Raw genomic sequence first — 18,287 nt, 5'->3', positions numbered from 1 at the left:
CTGTAAAAAACCCACATTCAAATTCACCACGGAATCAATGAAGCTAATTGTACGAATATTCCTACAATATTTATTCTAACAATGTGACGTGAATTAACTCTATTAGCAAAGCAGGCTTGTACTAATAGCCACAGTTGATTGCATAAATTTCATTTACCACTAGATAGCATCTAGCAGACAATTTGCTTACAGGGAAAGGACAGCTACGGGGTTCTGAGGCTTTTAAATATGATTAATTATAAATCAAAATCTCTGGCACCAAAGCTCCGTTCCTTTTTATAATTTATAGGTGCAAAACTATAAAAGTGAAGTATTGAGAGGAAGGCAAAATATCATATCAACCCCATATGATAGCGCGATCAGATAGGGTTGATACGTAACGCTCGGCCTACTTAATCAAAAACACCTGTCGACAAGTATCGGTCACCACGGTCACAAATAATCGCCACGATCACCGCTGCGGGGTTCTGTGCCGCCACCCGCAGCGCGCCGGCAACCGCACCGCCAGAACTGACACCACAAAAAATACCCTCTTCCGTGGCCAGCCTTCGTGTCGTTTCCTCTGCTTCGCACTGGGTGATATCCAGTACCTGATCAACCAACTCCGGGCGGAAAATCCCCGGCATGTATCCCGGTGACCAACGGCGGATACCGGGAATACTACTTCCTTCAGCGGGTTGCAGGCCGATAATGGTAACTTGCGGGTTTTGGCTTTTCAGATATTGGCTAACGCCGGTAATCGTCCCGGTAGTTCCCATGCTGGACACAAAATGGCTCACTTTACCCGCGGTTTGTTGCCAGATTTCTGGCCCGGTACCGCTGAAATGTGCGTAGGGGTTATCGCTGTTATTGAACTGATCCAACACCTTACCCTGCCCTTCAGCCTGCATCCTTAGCGCTTCATCGCGCGCCCCTTCCATTCCTTGCTCACGACTCACCAGAATTAACTCCGCACCGTAGGCACGCATTGCGGCCTGCCGCTCTTGACTCATATTTTCCGGCATCAGTAGCTTTAGCTTATAGCCCTTCATCGCCGCGATCATCGCCAGCGCAATACCAGTATTACCACTGGTCGCCTCGATCAACACATCACCCGGAGCTATTTCTCCACGTAATTCTGCCTGCCGGATCATGGTCAGTGCCGCACGGTCTTTGACCGAGCCTGCCGGATTATTGCCTTCCAATTTGACCCAAATCTGCGCATCCAGCCCTTGGCTTAAACGTTGCAGTTTGACGAGTGGGGTGTTGCCGATGCATTGTTCGAGGGTTGTCACTGTAAATACCTATTAAATACCCTTCTTCCTTGAAGCGGCAGCTATGTTCACTGCTCTCACGAACCCGAATCACTTACTTATGTAAGCTCATCGGGATTCGCTCGTTAGCTGCCTTGCTGCCACTCCAATGACGTTGGGTATAATTCTATGTTTACCAAAAGAAGAAAAACTTATCAGGCGCTTTGGGCTAAAGCAATGGGTTGTAATAATTGGTCGCCAGAATATAAGCGTGCATTTAACCCGCCCACATAATAACGGTTACCGCGCACCGGAGCGTCAATTTCGCCTTCCGGCAGTACCACACTGATAGGATCCTGATGCCAACCAATAGGTTGCACCGTCAGTTGCCAGAAGTGACCACGCGGGCTAACTTCAAGCACTTGGACCGGCAGTGGGCAACGATCACTGGCGTGTGTATTGGCCTCCATCTCCCACGGACGCAGGAATAAATCAACACTGCCCTGATGCATTGGGGCCAAATCCAGCGGCCAGTGGTGCGCGCCAATATAGAGTTGTGAGCCTCGAATCTCTCCACTCAAGCGATTAACTTCGCCCAGGAATTCCAGCACAAAGCGGGTCGCAGGGTAGCGCCACACTTCATCTGGCGTCCCGACCTGCTCGATATTACCCTGGCTCATCACCACCACCCGATCAGCAACTTCCATGGCTTCTTCCTGATCATGAGTGACGAAGACGCTGGTAAATTTCAACTCTTCATGTAACTGGCGCAACCAGCGACGTAACTCTTTACGCACCTGTGCATCCAGCGCACCGAATGGCTCATCCAGCAACAGAATTTGTGGCTCGACGGCCAACGCCCGCGCCAGGGCCACACGCTGTTTCTGTCCACCAGAAAGTTGTGATGGGTAACGGCTGGCAAGATGACCTAATTGCACCATCTCCAACAGTTGCTCCACCTTCTGTTTGATAGCTGCCGCATTCGGCCGCTCACGGCGCGGTAACACCGTCAAACCAAATGCAATGTTATCGAATACTGTCATATGGCGGAACAAGGCGTAATGCTGAAAAACGAACCCGACACGTCGATCACGGGCATGCAGGCGGCTAACGTCAGTGCCATGGAAACTTAAACGTCCGGCGTTCTGGTTCTCCAGCCCGGCAATAATGCGCAGAAGGGTCGTTTTCCCCGAACCGGAAGGACCAAGCAAAGCCACCATCTGGCCAGAAGGAATATCAAGCCGGATGTCATTTAGTACCTTGGTGCGACCAAAATACTTGCTGATATTATCAATCTCAATGCTCATGCTTTTGCTCCTGTTCGAGACGAACAACCTGACGCGCTAAGCGCCATTGCAGGCCGCTTTTCAGAAAAAGGGTCAATATTGCCATCAGGGTCAGTAACGCGGCGGCGGTAAATGCCCCGGCAGTATTGTAATCCTGATGCAACAACTCAACTTGCAGTGGCAAGGTATAGGTTTCGCCACGAATAGAACCGGATACCACAGAGACTGCCCCGAACTCGCCAATGGCGCGGGCATTGGTCAACACCACGCCATACAACAATGCCCAGCGAATGTTCGGTAACGTTACCCGGCGGAACATCTGCCAGCCGGATGCACCCAGTAATACTGCGGCTTCATCTTCCTGGCTGCCCTGACTCATCATCACCGGCACCAGTTCACGCACCACAAATGGGCAGGTGACGAAAATGGTGACCAACACCATACCGGGCCACGAGAACATCAATTGAATGTCGTGAGAATCTAACCAGCCCCCCACCACACCATTTGAACCGTAAAACAGCAGGTACATCAGGCCGGCGACTACCGGTGAGACCGCAAACGGAATATCAATTAGGGTCATCAATAGCTGGCGGCCGGGAAATACAAACCGCGTCACCAACCATGCCAGTACCACACCAAACACCAAATTCACCGGCACCGTAATCAGTGCCACCAGCACAGTCAGCCAAATGGCATGCAACATGTCCGGGTCTAATAAATTCTGCCCGACCACCGCTATCCCTTTGGAAAAAGCAGTGATAAAGATCCACACCATCGGGATCACTAACAGTAAAAATGAGAACACCGCACCGATGGCGATCAGGGTCCATTTGCCCCAATTGATTGGTGGGCGGGCTACGCCGTTAAATTCAGTGATATCAGCCATCAGTGCCCGCCTATCCGCCGACCAAAGCGGCTTTGTAACGTGTTAATACCAAACAGCAATACCAATGAAACGGCCAGAATAACGGAGGCAATGGCACTGGCAGCCGGGTAATCAAATTCTTGTAGTCGGATGAAGATCATCAGTGAGGTCACTTCGGTCTTCCAGGCAATGTTACCGGCGATAAAGATAACTGCGCCAAACTCCCCCAGACTGCGGGTAAAGGATAAAGCAGTGCCTGCCAGTAATGCCGGAGCCAGTTCTGGCATCACCACCAGCCGGAAGCTCTGCCAACGGCTGGCGCCGAGAGTTTCCGCGGCTTCTTCATATTCGGGACCCAATTCTTCCAACACCGGTTGTACTGTGCGCACCACAAACGGCAAGCTGGTAAACGCCATCGCCACGGCAATCCCCAACCAGGTAAAGGAGACTTTAATCCCCAGTTCGTTCAACCAGGCACCGTACCAACCGGTGGTCGAAAATAGCGTTGCTAATGTCAGACCCGCCACCGCCGTGGGTAAGGCGAACGGCAAATCCATCAAACCATCCAACAAACTACGGCCGGGGAACTGATAGCGGGTCAGAATCCACGCCATCAACATACCGAAAACCGCATTAAATACGCTGGCGACGCCTGCGGCCAGTAAGGTCACTTTATAAGCAGCAACCACTTGGGGGTTAGTAATCACCTCCCAGTACTGTGCCCAACTCATCTGTGCAACCTGCATGACTAACGCGCTGAGCGGTAATAATAAGATCAGGCAGGTGTAAAGCAGGCTGCTCCCGAGACTGAGGGTAAATCCGGGCAGAACCCGTTTACTGGATGCCGACAACATTACTGATGCCCTTGCGCTAACAATTTATCCAGCACGCCGCCAGTCACGAAATGGGTACTCATCACCTGCGGCCAGCTACCGAATTGATCTTCAACACGGAATAGTTTGGTTTGTGGGAATTGGGACTTGGCCGCTTCCATTGCCGCTTTGTCGTAAACCCGATAATTAAAGCTGGTGATCACTTGCTGTGCTGGCGGACTGTAGAGATAGTTGAGATAAGCTTTAGCCGCTTTCTCAGTGCCATTCTTCTCGACATTTTTATCCACCCAGGCAACCGGGAATTCAGCCAAAATATCTACCGGCGGGACAATTACTTCGTATTTATCACTGCCGTACTCTTTACGGATATTGTTAACTTCCGATTCAAAACTGATCAGCACATCACCCAACCCGCGTTCAACGAAGGTAGTGGTAGCACCACGGCCACCAGTATCAAACACCACTACATTGGTCAGGAAACGCTTCATCCAGTCGCGGGTTTTAGCCTCATCCTTACCATTCGCTTGTTGGGTAGCACCCCATGCCGCCAGATAGGTGTAACGGCCATTACCGGAAGTTTTTGGATTCGGGAACACCAGTTTGACGTCTTCACGCACCAGATCATCCCAATTGTGGATATTCTTTGGATTACCCTTACGTACCAGGAATGCCATGGTGGAATAAAACGGTGAGCTGTTATTAGGTAACCGCGCCTGCCAGTCGGCCGGGATCAGATTGCCCCGGTCATGTAGGATCTGCACATCGGTGACTTGGTTATAAGTCACCACATCTGCTTTCAAGCCCTGTAAGATAGCCAGTGCCTGTTTAGACGACCCAGCATGAGATTGTTTGATGGTCAGCTTGTCGCCGGGATTTTGCTGCTCCCACTGTTGCTGGAAGCCGGGATTGAGGGCCGTGAATAACTCGCGGGAAACATCATAAGAGCTGTTAAGCAACTCAGTGGCAGAGGCAGTTGCACTGGCGAAAATTAACGCGCTTAATAAGGCAACACGGTGCCATCCTTTACGCGTACCGTTCTTCACTGAAGTCTGTTTCATGCTGCACCTTATTCACTGAGTTCATCCGACAGGCATGTCATTAAATGTGAACAGTGCCTTTAATATCTTCAGTGTATTTATAACTAGGTGCATACCTATAATGCTTTTATATACCGTTTAGTGATGTTCAAGTATCAAATGCTCTAAGCCAGCAACAACGCTGGTCGCAAGCCACTCCCTTTTGCCCATTAAAAAACCCGGCCAACCGGCACCGGGTGATAGCAAAGACTTATTGAGTAAAAATTGTCGGTTGCGAAAAACCGGCCCTTCAGCCTTTCGTCATTACAGCGATAATAATTGAGTCAGCGACGGTGCGAAGTAATAACTACCGGTTACTGGCTTACTGAAACCTAATAACAGATCGTGCTTATCGTCTATCGCGCCAAACATACTTAATAATTGTTGTTCGATATTATGTAAGCGTGCGCAATAAGCAATAAAGTACAAACCGTGTTTGCCACTGGCGGTACCGTAAGGCAAGCTTTGACGCAGAATTTTCAATCCTTTGCCATTTTCTTTTAAATCGACCCGGCTAACATGGGAGGTCTCCGGGCGCTTATCTGATGGCAATTCTTCGCTAGCATGCTTGGTACGCCCAACAATTTGCTCTTGCTTATGTTCAGGAATACGCTGCCATTTTTTCAGGTCGTGCTCATAACGCTGTACTAACACATAGCTGCCACCGGCATCTTCTTCACCATCCGCAATCACCGCCACTTCCGAGCGGCTTTCCCCTTGTGGGTTTTCGGTGCCATCAATAAAACCAGTAAAATCACGTTCTTCTACCCAGCGAAAACCATGTGTCTCTTCTTCAACGGTGATGGCATCGCCAAAAGCAGCCATCGCGGCCTGGGCTAAAGTAAAGTTGATATCCTGACGCAATGACTGAATATGAATCAATAAATCGCGTTGTGTTGCGGGGGCAACCATTGGTGCTTTGCCTAATGGCACAAAAGGTTTTAACTCATTAGCCCCTTTACCACCGGATAGGTCATGCCAAATATCAGAACCAAAAGCAATCACAGCACCTAAATACTCGTTAGGAAATTTTTGCTGTAACTCCTGCAATGACTGACAGAATTGTTTGCACCCCTGACGAATAGCATCTAGCTCGCCCTGTACTTTTGCTTCCATAAAAATGGCAAAACGACAATGTTCCATCAGAATGCCACTCTGAACTTGAGTCATGTTTGGTTCCTCACAAAATATCGGTATTAATTATGGCGAATATAATAGCTGAACCGATTAGGATTACCTTGCGGCAACGCAAAATAAATTTAGGCAGAGGAAGTGAGACCAAAGGTGGGAATATTATTAGCTAGTAATGATAAATCTGCCAGAAGCCAATTTGGACGCGGTTTGCAGCGGCCTCACCTTCAGATGCCCAAATAATGGGCCGAGTAATGAGTGCCGCTAACACTGCTATAACGTCAGGAACCAAGGGATGGTTATTCGCCTTTAGCTCGCCAGATAATCTTGCTCACTTTCCAACTTTGCAATGTATCATCGGATGGCATTAAACCTTCAGGACCATGCCAGTCGCCATCAAATAAATAGCTGACGTGCTTGCTGTCCGGTGCCGCACACTCTATTTGCGCACTATCATCACCGCTGCCTTTGCGGCAAACACCAAAGGCTTTTTTATATAGTTCACTGAATGGTGTACCAATCGTAACACCCCATTGGCTGGGAATAGACTTATCCATAACATCAATGCGCTCTACCGTGCCTTTCGGTTGCCCTGAGATAACCAGTTTGATTTGGTTCTCTTTCATCGCCTGATAGAAGGAAATCAATTTATCGTCGTTGGTCGCCATACCGCTACGCAGCCGGAAATCGCCTTTTAACCCCTCTTTGATATCACTCTCAGTCAACGCAGTAGTGGCGGTAATTCCACCAACCCCCTGATCAGTCACCTGCATACTGCTGCTGCCAAACCAATTCAGTGGTGACAGACTGGACCAGGAAAAACCTGACATGGTTGAGCACCCGGCTAACAACAAAGGGGCACCCAGTAATAACAATCTCACCCCAGATAACCGTGGGCGAATATTCATCTAAAGCTCCTTATAAAACCACCGCATCCGGTAAGCTGTTCTGCATTGTACAAGTTACAGAGGGCATCTACATGCGCAGTTTAAAAATGATAACCAGTGGTTTGAGTCCACACAGCTAAAAAAGTGCCATAACACTACCGGCTTTAATTGTTATAACCAATAAATAGGTCTAATCGGATAGACTCGCGGCCATCGTATTGCAATACTTCAGCACGCCTTAACGCAAATTTGGTCTACTATTGGGTACCACAAAGGCTTGTGTAGTTTTTGTTTTCAAACGTAATGATTCATGCATTGAAGGAGCAATAAAATGAAGAAATTAACCTTAGCGGCAACCTTGGTTATGTTATGCAGCACGCCATTGCTGGCACAGAGTGCCACAGCACAAGGGGGCTTCGACGGCCCGGCAGCAACACAGACACAACCGACGGCTCAGGGCGGATTTGCGGGTCCAAGTGCAGCCAATACCACGGTAGATAAAGTCAAAACCATGCGTGATGACACCCATGTCACTCTGCAAGGGAATATTGTCGAGCGCCTTGGCCACGATACTTACACCTTCCGCGACAGCACCGGTACCATTACCGTTGATATTGATAACAAGCGCTGGAACGGTCAAACCATCTCGCCACAAGATAAAGTCCAAATCGAAGGCGAAGTTGATAAAGACTGGAACTCGGTAGAAGTTGATGTGAAAAGTATTACCAAGATTAAGTAATTAATCTTTACCCTATCCTCTGCGGCTTTATCAGCTTTTGGGGATAGGGTTATTACCATATTAAGGGTGAGGCCAAAAGGGCGACCTTAATACTCCTGATCCACAATCAGCCGTTTGCCCAGCATAATCGTGTCTTGGGTTTCGTAATCGAGCTTTTCATACATGCCGATCACTGCGTCATTGTCTTCGCGCACCATGATATTCAGCTTTGGGCAGCCGCGGGCAATGAGTTTCTTTTCTAGGCGGCTGATCAGCGCATTGGCAAAGCCACGGCCACGGAAGTCAGGATGGACCCCCAGATAATAAGCCGAGCCACGGTGGCCATCGTAACCGCCCATGATTGACCCCACAATCGCCCCACTCACTTCCGCTACTAAAAACAGTTCGGGCGAGTGATTCAACTTACGCTCAATATCCATTTCTGGATCATTCCAAGGCCGCAGCAAGTCGCAATGCTCCCACAGCAGAATCACTTCTTCAAAATCGTCTTGCTGAAATACGCGGATTTCCATGGATGTTTGCACCCTTGAGTAATATGGATATTCTGATTATCGTGGCAATATTATATCACGCAATATTAAAGTGATATTTCCCACCGTGATAGTGAGTAATGATATTTGAGAAGAAGCAGATAAATCTTGCCGATCTTGTAGTTTAATAGCCGCAAATCCACACAGAAAGTACAATAATGGCGGCGAATCGGGGTATACTTGGCCCCTAAATATTTGCAAGCTAATAGAACCCTCGCTGATGAATTCACCCGATACCGCCCAAATCAAAACCTACCTGCTAGCTTTGCAGGATAAAATCTGTGCCGCACTGACACATGCCGATGGCGGAGCAACCTTCACAGAAGAGAGCTGGATCCGCGAAGAAGGCGGCGGCGGGCGCAGTCGGGTATTGGTTAATGGGGTGGTATTTGAACAGGCGGGGGTTAATTTCTCTCATGTGTCTGGTGCAGCATTACCCGCATCCGCTACTGCGCATCGCCCCGAATTGGCCGGTCGTAGTTTTCAGGCACTTGGGGTGTCGCTGGTGATTCATCCACTAAGCCCTTATCTGCCCACCAGCCATGCCAATGTGCGTTTCTTTATTGCTGAGAAACCTGGCGAAGATCCGGTGTGGTGGTTTGGTGGCGGTTTCGATTTAACCCCTTACTACGGCTTTGAAGAAGATGCTATTCACTGGCATCAGACCGCCCATCAGTTGTGCCAACCTTTTGGTAAAGAAATCTACCCACGCTATAAAAAATGGTGTGACGATTACTTCTATATCAAGCATCGCAATGAAGCGCGAGGCATTGGTGGCCTGTTTTACGATGACTTGAATAGCCCTGATTTTGATACCTGTTTCCGCTTCACTCAGGCGGTAGGTGATGGTTTCCTTGATGCTTATATGCCTATTGTTGCACGGCGCAAAGCATTGAGTTGGGGGGAGCGTGAGCGTCAGTTCCAACTTTATCGCCGTGGCCGTTATGTGGAATTTAATCTGGTGTGGGACCGTGGCACCTTGTTCGGTTTGCAAACCGGTGGTCGTACCGAATCTATTTTGATGTCGCTGCCACCCCTGGTGCGCTGGGAATATAACTATCAGCCGGCAGAAGATAGCGCTGAAGCGGCGCTATATCGCGATTTTCTGCCCGTAAAAGAGTGGCTAGCGACCGGAGAACAGCACTGATGCAAATTTGGGTTGATGCGGACGCCTGTCCGAATGTGATTAAAGAGGTGTTATTTCGCGCCGCAGATCGTACCGGCATGATGGTCACGCTGGTGGCTAATCAGCCATTGAAAACCCCACCATCAAAATTTATCCGAACCTTACAAGTCGCCTCCGGTTTTGATGTTGCTGATAATGAAATCGTGCAACGGGTGGAGAAAAATGATCTGGTTATCACGGCAGATATTCCCCTGGCCGCCGAAGTGATAGACAAAGGCGGTATCGCCCTGAATCCACGCGGTGAGCGCTATACACCAGACACCATCCGTGAACGGCTGAATATGCGTGACTTTATGGATACCATGCGTGCCAGCGGCATTCAAACCGGTGGACCTAACACCTTAAATCAGCGTGACCGCCAGCAATTTGCCAACGAACTGGATAAGTGGTTACAGCAAGCCTGCAAAAACTGCGGTTAGATCCTGATAAACAAAAAACCGCCAAATAACGTATTCAATATAAATAGGATCCACTTCAGAAGATGGGTTTCAGCAAACTGACGATGCTAAACCAAGGGGAAACGCCCCGTTCGGGTCGTAGCGACGTAAGTCGCCGGAGCGCCCGTAGGTGCGGTCGCCCCTTGGCTCATTGTGTTATAACGCAAGTAACTTATAAAGGTTCGGTTTGCGCTTCAACCACCGCTAACGCCACCATATTCACGATCCGACGCACTGAAGCAATTGGCGTCAAGATATGCACCGGTTTCGCCACCCCCATCAGCACTGGCCCAACCGTTACTCCTTCCGATGATGTCACCCGCAGCAGGTTGTAACTGATACGTGCCGCTTCCATATTCGGCATAATCAACACGTTGGCAGCACCTTTCAATGGGCTGTCTGGCATCAGGTTATGGCGAATACTTTCCACCAGCGCGGCATCACCATGCATCTCACCGTCAATTTCCAGCTCTGGTGCCATCTGATTAACCAATTCCAACGTGCGGCGCATTTTACGCGCGGCTGGGCAGTCTGAGGTGCCAAAGCTGGAGTGAGATAACAGTGCCACTTTCGGTTCAATCCCGAAGCGACGCACAGTTTCAGCGGCCATTAAGGTAATCTCAGCCAACTGCTCTGGTGTCGGATCATCATTGACATAAGTATCCGCAATAAAAGTGTTACCGGTAGGTAGCAACAGTGCATTCATCGCACCCGCCACATGAGCACCTTCACGGAAACCGAATACTTTCTCTACCACATCGTAATGTTCATGATAGGTACCGATAGTGCCACAAATCATTGCATCAGCTTCACCACGATGCACCATGATCGAACCAATCAGTGTGGGATTACCAATCACTGCACGACGGGCTTGCTCTTGCGAGACGCCACGACGTTTCATGATTTGATAATACTCTTGCCAGTACTCGTTAAAACGCGAATCGGATTCATTGTTAACCACCTCAAAGTCTTTACCTGCTGTAATTTGCAGGCCCAACTTCTTCAGTCGGGTCTCAATCACACTCGGGCGGCCAATCAGAATAGGATAAGCCAGTTCCTGCGAGATCAACTCCTGAGTAGCATGCAGCACCCGCTCTTCTTCCCCTTCCGCCAATACCACCCGTTTCATCTCTTTCTTCGCCTGCGAGAAAATAGGTTTCATAAACAGGTTAGTTTTGTAGACAAACTCAGACAGCTTTTCGATGTAAGCACTAAAATCGGCAATTGGCCGGGTTGCCACACCAGAGTCCATCGCCGCTTTGGCCACTGCCGGTGCAATTTTTACAATCAGACGCGGGTCGAATGGTTTAGGAATTATGTACTCAGGGCCAAAGGAGAGGTCTTGCTCACCGTAAGCGGATGCCACCACATCACTCTGCTCAGCCAGCGCCAGATCCGCAATGGCATGCACACAAGCCAGTTTCATCTCTTCATTAATGGTGGTGGCACCGACATCCAGCGCGCCACGGAAGATGAACGGGAAGCACAGTACGTTGTTAACCTGATTGGGATAATCCGAGCGGCCAGTGCAAATAATCGCATCAGGGCGCACCGCTTTCGCCAACGGCGGCAGGATCTCTGGTTCCGGGTTCGCCAGTGCCAAAATCAATGGGTTCGGTGCCATGGTTTTCACCATGTCCTGAGTTAAAACCCCCGGGCCAGAACAACCGAGGAAGATGTCCGCACCTGGCATCGCATCACCCAGCGTGCGTTGACCGTTATCTTCAATCGCATACGCCGCTTTGGTTTGTGCCATATTGGCTTCACGGCCTTTATAAATCACACCTTTGGAATCGCATGCAGTGATATTGTGATGTTTTAATCCCAGCGCCACCAGCAGGTTTAAACAGGCAATCGATGCCGCCCCTGCCCCTGATACCACCAGTTTCACATCGCTGATGTCTTTCTTCACCACCCGCAGGCCATTGAGTACCGCAGCGGTGCAGATAATCGCCGTGCCATGCTGATCATCGTGGAATACCGGGATCTTCATGCGTTCACGCAATTTTTGCTCAATATAGAAACATTCCGGTGCTTTGATATCTTCCAGATTAATGCCACCGAATGTCGGTTCCAGCGACGCGATAATATCAATCAATTTGTCTGGATCGAGTTCATCCACTTCAATATCAAATACATCAATACCTGAAAATTTCTTAAACAGAACGCCCTTACCTTCCATTACCGGTTTACCGGCCAATGCGCCAATATTGCCCAGTCCCAGCACCGCAGTACCATTGGAAATCACAGCAACCAGATTGCCGCGCGCCGTGTATTTGTAAGCAGCCAAAGGATCAGCAGCAATTTCTAAACACGGAGCCGCCACACCGGGCGAGTAAGCCAGCGCCAAATCCCGTTGGGTTGCTAGCGGTTTGGTTGGCGACACCTGAATTTTCCCTGGGGTTGGATATTGGTGAAAATCAAGCGCACTCTGTTTCAACTGTTCGTCCATTGTAGGTTCCCTTTGATTTTATTCTTCGAGGTTATACCCAATAAACTTGAAATTGCAGGCAGGCAGCAAGTGAACCAATCCCGATAAGCGCACGATGATAAGTGATTCGGGTGAGTGAACGTAGCTAACACCACGGTGGTTTCAAGGTCGAAGGGTATATATGACCAATAACAGAACCAGTATAGTGAGTGATTTATCACAATCTATGAAGCAGGCCATACTCTGCATAACATTTTTGCTTCAATTGAAGAATTTACTTATCAATCAGAGAAGATGGTCAACAATCGGGGGAGTGAATGCCGCTAACATCACGGCAATATCGGTAAGAAAGGTATTTATTTGAACCAATTATGAATTTGGGCGTATTGCAATAACATAATCGTCTTACCATCTTTAATGCGGCCATCAGCAATCATGGCAATGGCTTCGCTAAACGGCAGTTCAACCACGTCGATCACCTCGTCTTCCACGCCGACATCATCAGTAATTTTCTGATCTGGATGATATTCCGCCGCAAAGAAATAGATAATTTCAGTCACGCCCCCCGGCGACATATAAGCTTCAAACAGCTTCTGCACTTTATCAACCTGATAACCCGTCTCTTCCATCGCTTCACGGCGGATACACTCTTCCGGTGAGTCGTTATCCAGCAAACCGGCACAGGCTTCCAGCAACATGCCACCAGGATTGCCATTCACATAGGTTGGCATGCGGAATTGTTCAATCAGTACCACGGTACCCTTCTGGCGGTTATACAGCAGAATGGTTGCGCCGTTACCCCGGTCATACACTTCACGAATCTGTTGTACCGGAGTCCCGTTATCAGTTATTAAATCAAAGGTGTATTTGTGTAGTTTGAACCAGTTTTTGGATAATAATTCACTCTGAATATTTTCAATTTTGACTGACATAAACCCTTCTCTACTCCGAACAACATCATAAAATTTTATTTACTTAGCTAACGCTAGTGCCTGCTTTTTTGCAATAGGAACCCGCATAATAAAAAATGCCCTGTCGACACGACGTCCACAGGGCATCTCAAGGTCACTCAACAGCTAACACTGCGGCAACGCCAAGGAGAAAGGCGATGTTAGAAGCCGGTAGGAATATCCTTCATATCCGGTAACTTATGGGCTATCCCTTTGTGGCAGTCGATACAGGTTTTCCCTTCGGTTATCGCCTTACTGTGCATTTTCGCCGCGACCGTTTTTTGTGCGGTGAAGTCCATATTGTCGAAATTATGGCAGTTACGGCACTCTTGCGAGCCATTGGCTTTCATTCGCGCCCACTCATTTTCGGCCATGGTTAGGCGGTGAGCCTCAAACTTTTGCGGGGTATCAATCAGGCCGAAAGCCTTGGCATACAGCTCTTTACTCGCCTTGATTTTACGCAGCATCTTTGGCCCCCACTCATGGGGAACGTGACAATCCGGGCAGGTCGCCTTCACACCACTGCGGTTGCTGTAGTGGATGGTCCCCATATATTCCTGATAAACGTTATCTTTCATCTCATGGCAGCTAATACAGAATTTCTCGGTATTCGCCATCTCCATGCCGGTGTTAAATCCCCCCCAGAAAATGATGCCACTGACAAAGCCAATCAGCAGTAAAGTCCCGAGCGCCAGCCGGCTTGGCCTGCGCCACCACTGCCATATACGTCTGATAACACCGGGCTTTTTAGTTTCGCTCATAACTTATCTCGCTTATCGCTCATTTCGGTTATTGGCCAAAGCCAGGGGCTGGCTGGAAGCTGTTACCGACAATCGGTGCGGCATCGGTTTGTGGCACATGGCATTGCAGGCAGAAATAGCGACGTGGTGAGACTTCACTCGATACTTTGCCATCACGGTCAATAAAGTGGGTTGGGCTGACACGCGGTGCTCCAGTGGTGCGATAGTGCTCCACACCGTGGCATTGCAGGCAACGATTGGTATTTTTACTGATTTGATAGCCATCCACGCTATGCGGGATTAGCGGGGGTTGGTTAACATAGTTCAGTGCCATGCGCTGTTGCTGTTTCGGCATTTTCACTTTGCCTTCAGCCGTGCCAGACACTTCTGGTGATTGAGTCAAGTCCATTTCGACATTGCTGGCAGCAGTGGCTGCACCGGCGATCACCAACACCGCCAGCAGCGATATAACTGACAAAAACCGGCGGTTGAATGATTTAAAAATCGTGTTATTCATTATTTTCTCCTGAGTACACCGTCTTTATCCTGAGCATCCCTGGATGAGGGTTATAACTGGCTGCTCATGCCTGCCCCGCAGGGCAGGCAATCTCAATTACGCCACTACCCGTGCCAACTTCACTGCACATTTTTTGAAGTCAGTTTCTTTGGATAACGGATCGGTGGCATCCAGCGTCAGGTTATTGACCAACTGCGCGGCATCGAAGAACGGCATATACACCAGTCCTTGTGGTGGGCGGTTACGACCACGGGTTTCTACCAATGAGGTCACTTCGCCACGGCGTGAAATTACTTTCACTTTGTCACCACGCCGCAAATCACGGGCTTTGGCATCCAGTGGGTGAATGAATAGCACCGCTTCAGGGAAAGCACGGTGTAACTCAGGAACGCGACGGGTCATGGAACCGGTATGCCAATGCTCCAGCACACGGCCGGTAGAGAGCCACAGGTCATATTCCTGATCCGGGCTTTCAGCCGCAGGCTCGTAGGGTAGCGCAAAAATTACCGCCTTACCGTCAGGCTTACCGTAGAAACGCACCTCTTCGCCTTTCGGCACGAAGGGATCGAACCCCTCACGGTAACGCCAGAGGGTTTCTTTACCATTCACCACCGGCCAGCGCAGGCCGCGCTCTTGGTGATAACGGTCAAACGGTGCTAAGTCATGGCCGTGTCCGCGACCAAAATCGGCATACTCTTCAAACAGCCCTTTCTGAATGTAGAAGCCGAAATCGCGTGCTTCGTCGTTCAGTTGATCGGCGGGGATTTCACTCAGTGGATATTTGCTGACCACATCGTTGGCAAACAGCACGTCATACAGCGTCTTACCGCGATACTCCGGTTTTTTATCGACCAACTCAGCAGGCCAAACCTCTTCAACTTTGAAGCGTTTGGCGAATTCGACAATCTGCCATAAGTCAGATTTCGCCTCGCCTGGCGCTGGGACTTGCTGACGCCAGAATTGGGTGCGCCGCTCTGCATTGCCATAAGCACCCTCTTTTTCCACCCACATCGCAGTCGGTAAAATAAGATCAGCAGCCAGTGCACTGATAGTGGGATAAGGGTCAGAAACCACAATAAAGTTGCGCGGATCACGCCAACCCGGCATGCGCTCTTCATTGATATTCGGACCCGCTTGCATGTTGTTATTACACATCACCCAGTAAGCATTAAGGGTGCCGTCTTTTAGCGCGCGATCTTGCGCCACCGCATGCAGCCCCACCTTATCAGGGATAGTGCCGGCAGGCAGTTGCCACTTGGTTTCAGCAATCTGGCGATGTTTTTCGTTGGTCACCACCATATCTGCCGGTAGACGATGGGAGAAGGTCCCCACTTCACGGGCTGTGCCACAAGCAGAAGGCTGGCCGGTCAGAGAGAATGGGCCAGACCCCGGTTTAGAGATTTTGCCGGTTAACAGGTGCAGGTTGTAGCACATGTTGTTGGCCCAAACCCCGCGGGTGTGTTGGTTAAAACCCATGGTCCAGTAGGAGACTAATTTTACTTTCGGATCAGCATACAACTGCGCCAATGACACCAGTTGATCCTCCGGCACGCCGCTCATTTTAGCGGTTTTCTCTAGGGTATATTGCGCGACAAAGGCTTTGAAATCATCAAAACTCATCGGCTCGGAGGCATCACTACCCGGATTCTTGGCGGCTTTTTCCAACGGATGGGTTGGGCGCAGACCATAACCGATATCGGTGGCACCACGGCGGAAATTCACATGGCGGTCGAGGAAACCCTGATCAACAGCATTATTCTGGATAATGTAATTGGCGATGTAATTCATGATGGCCAGATCGGTCTGTGGCGTGAAGACGATCGGGTTATCTGCCAGCTCAAAACTACGGTGCTCAAAGGTAGAAAGGACGGCGATCCTGACATTGTCATCGGTCAGGCGGCGGCTGGTCATGCGCGACCACAAAATCGGGTGCATTTCTGCCATATTGGATCCCCAGAGCACGAATGCATCTGCTTCTTCAATATCATCGAAGCAACCCATAGGTTCATCCATACCAAAGGTACGCATAAAACCCACCACCGAAGAGGCCATACAATGACGAGCATTCGGGTCCAGATTGTTGGAGCGGAAGCCTGCTTTCAGCAACTTGGAAGCCGCATAGCCCTCCCATACCGTCCATTGGCCAGAGCCGAACATACCCACCGAGGTTGGGCCTTTTTCTTTTAGCGCGTTTTTGAATTTCAGCTCCATGATATCAAAGGCTTTCTCCCAACTTATCGGGGTAAAATCACCTTCTTTATCATACTGACCGTCTTTCATGCGCAGCAGCGGTTGAGTCAGTCGGTCTTTGCCATACAGGATTTTCGGCAGGAAATAGCCTTTGACGCAGTTTAACCCACGGTTAACCGGTGAGTCGGGATCCCCTTGCGACGCCACGATACGGCCATTTTGTGTTCCGACCAATACACCGCAGCCAGTGCCACAGAATCGGCAAGGTGCTTTGTCCCATTTTATTGCATTTGTTGTTTCACCCACCACGGCTTTAGCGACAGTAGGTATGGTCAATCCGGCGGCGGCGGCTGCGGCTACCGCAGCATTGGCCTTCATAAAATCCCGGCGGCTGAGTTTCATGGCATTTCCTCACCTTGGCTTTCCTGCTGGTGATAAACCAGCGATACAGCCAGCACACCATCCAGATTACGTGCTGACTCAATATGATTCAGGAGCACGTCTGAGCGCGCCGCCTGCATAACCACCACCAACTTGCCCAGAGTGGCATCACTGGTGGGTATTTCTGTTCCCGGGATAGCCAACAGGTCGTCGATCAGTTGTGCAATTCGCGCCGGTTTGGCTTGCAGCACCAATCCACAGACATGCCATTCTTTATCGTCCATCTTCACTCCGGGTAAGGGTTACTGCCTGAACCGGACAATTGGGCACACAGGCACCACATCCGTTACAAGCAGGAAGGTCTAATTCGGGCTGAGCAATGCCGTTTACGCGCGGACGAAATCGAATTGCCCTACTCTCACAGCTATCCTGACAGCTACGGCATTCAATATTGTGGAAAGGTAAACAGCGCTCTGAAATGTTGATTTTAAGTCGCCAGGGCGTCAGAGCTGTTGCGGTAAAAACACCGGCCTCACACACCTGTGCACAGGCCTGACAAAAACTACATTCAGCACGTTGGAAATCTATTTCGGGGAATCCGCCACTGCCAACCACCAATACGCCGGTTTCACAGGCAGTCACACAGGCATGACAGCGGGTACAGCCAGCAATAAAATCGGCTTCCATCACCGACCAGGGGGGCCTATGCACTGAAAGTTCTCGTTTATCTGCTTGCCAAAGGCCAGTCAGCAATTTACGCCGTGATAAATCAGTCATACTGATATCCTTAACATCTACTGGCGCGCCCGCATGTGCGATAGAGAGAGTTCATTCAAAGCCCGGAGGTTTACATTAGCTAGTGATAATAATTCTTAT

The 18,287-nt window shown here is 49.6% G+C and carries 18 protein-coding genes; 3 read left to right on the top strand and 15 right to left on the bottom strand.

The genetic code is table 11. From position 1 onward, the window contains the following. Positions 1-392: 392 nt before the first annotated feature. The 7 genes from cysM to V2A85_RS14195 all read right to left on the bottom strand — a co-directional run bounded on the left by cysM (position 393) and on the right by V2A85_RS14195 (position 7,331). Positions 393-1,274, bottom strand: coding sequence for a cysteine synthase CysM (cysM, locus tag V2A85_RS14225; protein WP_420071684.1), 882 nt, complete (start codon positions 1,272-1,274; stop codon positions 393-395). A 173-nt stretch (positions 1,275-1,447) separates the two neighbouring features. After that, entirely contained in the window at positions 1,448-2,539 is a 1,092-nt protein-coding gene (gene cysA / locus V2A85_RS14220) for a sulfate/thiosulfate ABC transporter ATP-binding protein CysA (RefSeq protein ID WP_420071683.1), read from the bottom strand. Continuing rightward, complete coding sequence (cysW, locus tag V2A85_RS14215) at positions 2,529-3,404, bottom strand: sulfate/thiosulfate ABC transporter permease CysW (protein WP_083163401.1); 876 nt, start codon at positions 3,402-3,404, stop codon at positions 2,529-2,531. The genes cysA and cysW overlap by 11 nt, the downstream gene beginning before the upstream one ends. Then, positions 3,404-4,237: a sulfate/thiosulfate ABC transporter permease CysT gene (gene cysT / locus V2A85_RS14210; RefSeq protein WP_372559594.1), complete on the bottom strand. Its 834-nt coding sequence runs from the start codon at positions 4,235-4,237 to the stop codon at positions 3,404-3,406. The genes cysW and cysT overlap by 1 nt, the downstream gene beginning before the upstream one ends. Continuing rightward, the gene (locus V2A85_RS14205) at positions 4,237-5,274 is read right to left on the bottom strand and encodes a sulfate ABC transporter substrate-binding protein (RefSeq protein ID WP_372559595.1); all 1,038 of its coding nucleotides are present in this window, start codon (positions 5,272-5,274) and stop codon (positions 4,237-4,239) included. The genes cysT and V2A85_RS14205 overlap by 1 nt, the downstream gene beginning before the upstream one ends. Before the next feature lie 282 nt (positions 5,275-5,556). Next, entirely contained in the window at positions 5,557-6,462 is a 906-nt protein-coding gene (locus V2A85_RS14200) for a Dyp-type peroxidase (protein WP_420071682.1), read from the bottom strand. Between the two features lie 260 nt (positions 6,463-6,722). Then, positions 6,723-7,331, bottom strand: a complete 609-nt coding sequence (locus V2A85_RS14195; RefSeq protein WP_420071681.1) for an RpoE-regulated lipoprotein — start codon at positions 7,329-7,331, stop codon at positions 6,723-6,725. Between the two features lie 310 nt (positions 7,332-7,641). Here V2A85_RS14195 and V2A85_RS14190 point away from each other — a divergent pair, with 310 nt between their 5' ends. Next, the gene (locus V2A85_RS14190; RefSeq protein WP_372559598.1) at positions 7,642-8,049 is read left to right on the top strand and encodes a YgiW/YdeI family stress tolerance OB fold protein; all 408 of its coding nucleotides are present in this window, start codon (positions 7,642-7,644) and stop codon (positions 8,047-8,049) included. Between the two features lie 86 nt (positions 8,050-8,135). On the opposite strand, the gene V2A85_RS14185 is transcribed toward V2A85_RS14190, so the two are convergent. Next, positions 8,136-8,561 carry a GNAT family acetyltransferase gene (locus V2A85_RS14185; protein ID WP_050073546.1) on the bottom strand — a complete coding sequence of 142 codons (426 nt, stop codon included), beginning with the start codon at positions 8,559-8,561 and terminating at the stop codon, positions 8,136-8,138. 238 nt (positions 8,562-8,799) lie between these two features. On the opposite strand from V2A85_RS14185, the gene hemF reads away from it, so the two are divergent. Both hemF and V2A85_RS14175 read left to right on the top strand, forming a co-directional pair. Beyond that, a complete protein-coding gene (gene hemF, locus V2A85_RS14180) occupies positions 8,800-9,726 on the top strand; it encodes an oxygen-dependent coproporphyrinogen oxidase (RefSeq protein WP_420071680.1) in 927 nt (308 codons plus the stop codon). Continuing rightward, positions 9,726-10,184 carry a YaiI/YqxD family protein gene (locus V2A85_RS14175; protein ID WP_372559611.1) on the top strand — a complete coding sequence of 153 codons (459 nt, stop codon included), beginning with the start codon at positions 9,726-9,728 and terminating at the stop codon, positions 10,182-10,184. The genes hemF and V2A85_RS14175 overlap by 1 nt, the downstream gene beginning before the upstream one ends. A gap of 190 nt (positions 10,185-10,374) precedes the next feature. Here the strand turns inward: V2A85_RS14175 and maeB are convergent, their stop codons facing one another. From maeB to napF, 7 genes are all read right to left on the bottom strand, one after another. After that, on the bottom strand, positions 10,375-12,654 hold the full coding sequence (maeB, locus tag V2A85_RS14170) for an NADP-dependent oxaloacetate-decarboxylating malate dehydrogenase (RefSeq protein ID WP_083163356.1): 2,280 nt from the start codon (positions 12,652-12,654) through the stop codon (positions 10,375-10,377). Positions 12,655-12,989: 335 nt separating this feature from the next. After that, positions 12,990-13,565 carry a GDP-mannose pyrophosphatase NudK gene (nudK, locus tag V2A85_RS14165; RefSeq protein WP_372559612.1) on the bottom strand — a complete coding sequence of 192 codons (576 nt, stop codon included), beginning with the start codon at positions 13,563-13,565 and terminating at the stop codon, positions 12,990-12,992. Between the two features lie 179 nt (positions 13,566-13,744). Next, positions 13,745-14,344 carry a cytochrome c-type protein NapC gene (gene napC, locus V2A85_RS14160; RefSeq protein WP_372559613.1) on the bottom strand — a complete coding sequence of 200 codons (600 nt, stop codon included), beginning with the start codon at positions 14,342-14,344 and terminating at the stop codon, positions 13,745-13,747. 28 nt (positions 14,345-14,372) lie between these two features. Next, positions 14,373-14,840, bottom strand: a complete 468-nt coding sequence (gene napB / locus V2A85_RS14155; protein ID WP_372559614.1) for a nitrate reductase cytochrome c-type subunit — start codon at positions 14,838-14,840, stop codon at positions 14,373-14,375. Positions 14,841-14,936: 96 nt separating this feature from the next. Beyond that, positions 14,937-17,432, bottom strand: coding sequence for a nitrate reductase catalytic subunit NapA (napA, locus tag V2A85_RS14150; protein ID WP_420071679.1), 2,496 nt, complete (start codon positions 17,430-17,432; stop codon positions 14,937-14,939). After that, a complete protein-coding gene (gene napD, locus V2A85_RS14145) occupies positions 17,429-17,695 on the bottom strand; it encodes a chaperone NapD (protein ID WP_083163344.1) in 267 nt (88 codons plus the stop codon). The genes napA and napD overlap by 4 nt, the downstream gene beginning before the upstream one ends. Then, positions 17,685-18,188 carry a ferredoxin-type protein NapF gene (gene napF / locus V2A85_RS14140; protein WP_420071678.1) on the bottom strand — a complete coding sequence of 168 codons (504 nt, stop codon included), beginning with the start codon at positions 18,186-18,188 and terminating at the stop codon, positions 17,685-17,687. Before napF ends, napD begins: the two co-directional genes overlap by 11 nt. Between the last annotated feature and the right edge of the window lie 99 nt (positions 18,189-18,287).

Origin of the sequence: Yersinia sp. 1252 StPb PI, from assembly GCF_048593885.1 — a bacterium.
Taxonomy (GTDB): Bacteria; Pseudomonadota; Gammaproteobacteria; order Enterobacterales; family Enterobacteriaceae; genus Yersinia; species Yersinia enterocolitica_E.
This window is presented reverse-complemented; position numbering and strand designations above follow the sequence as displayed.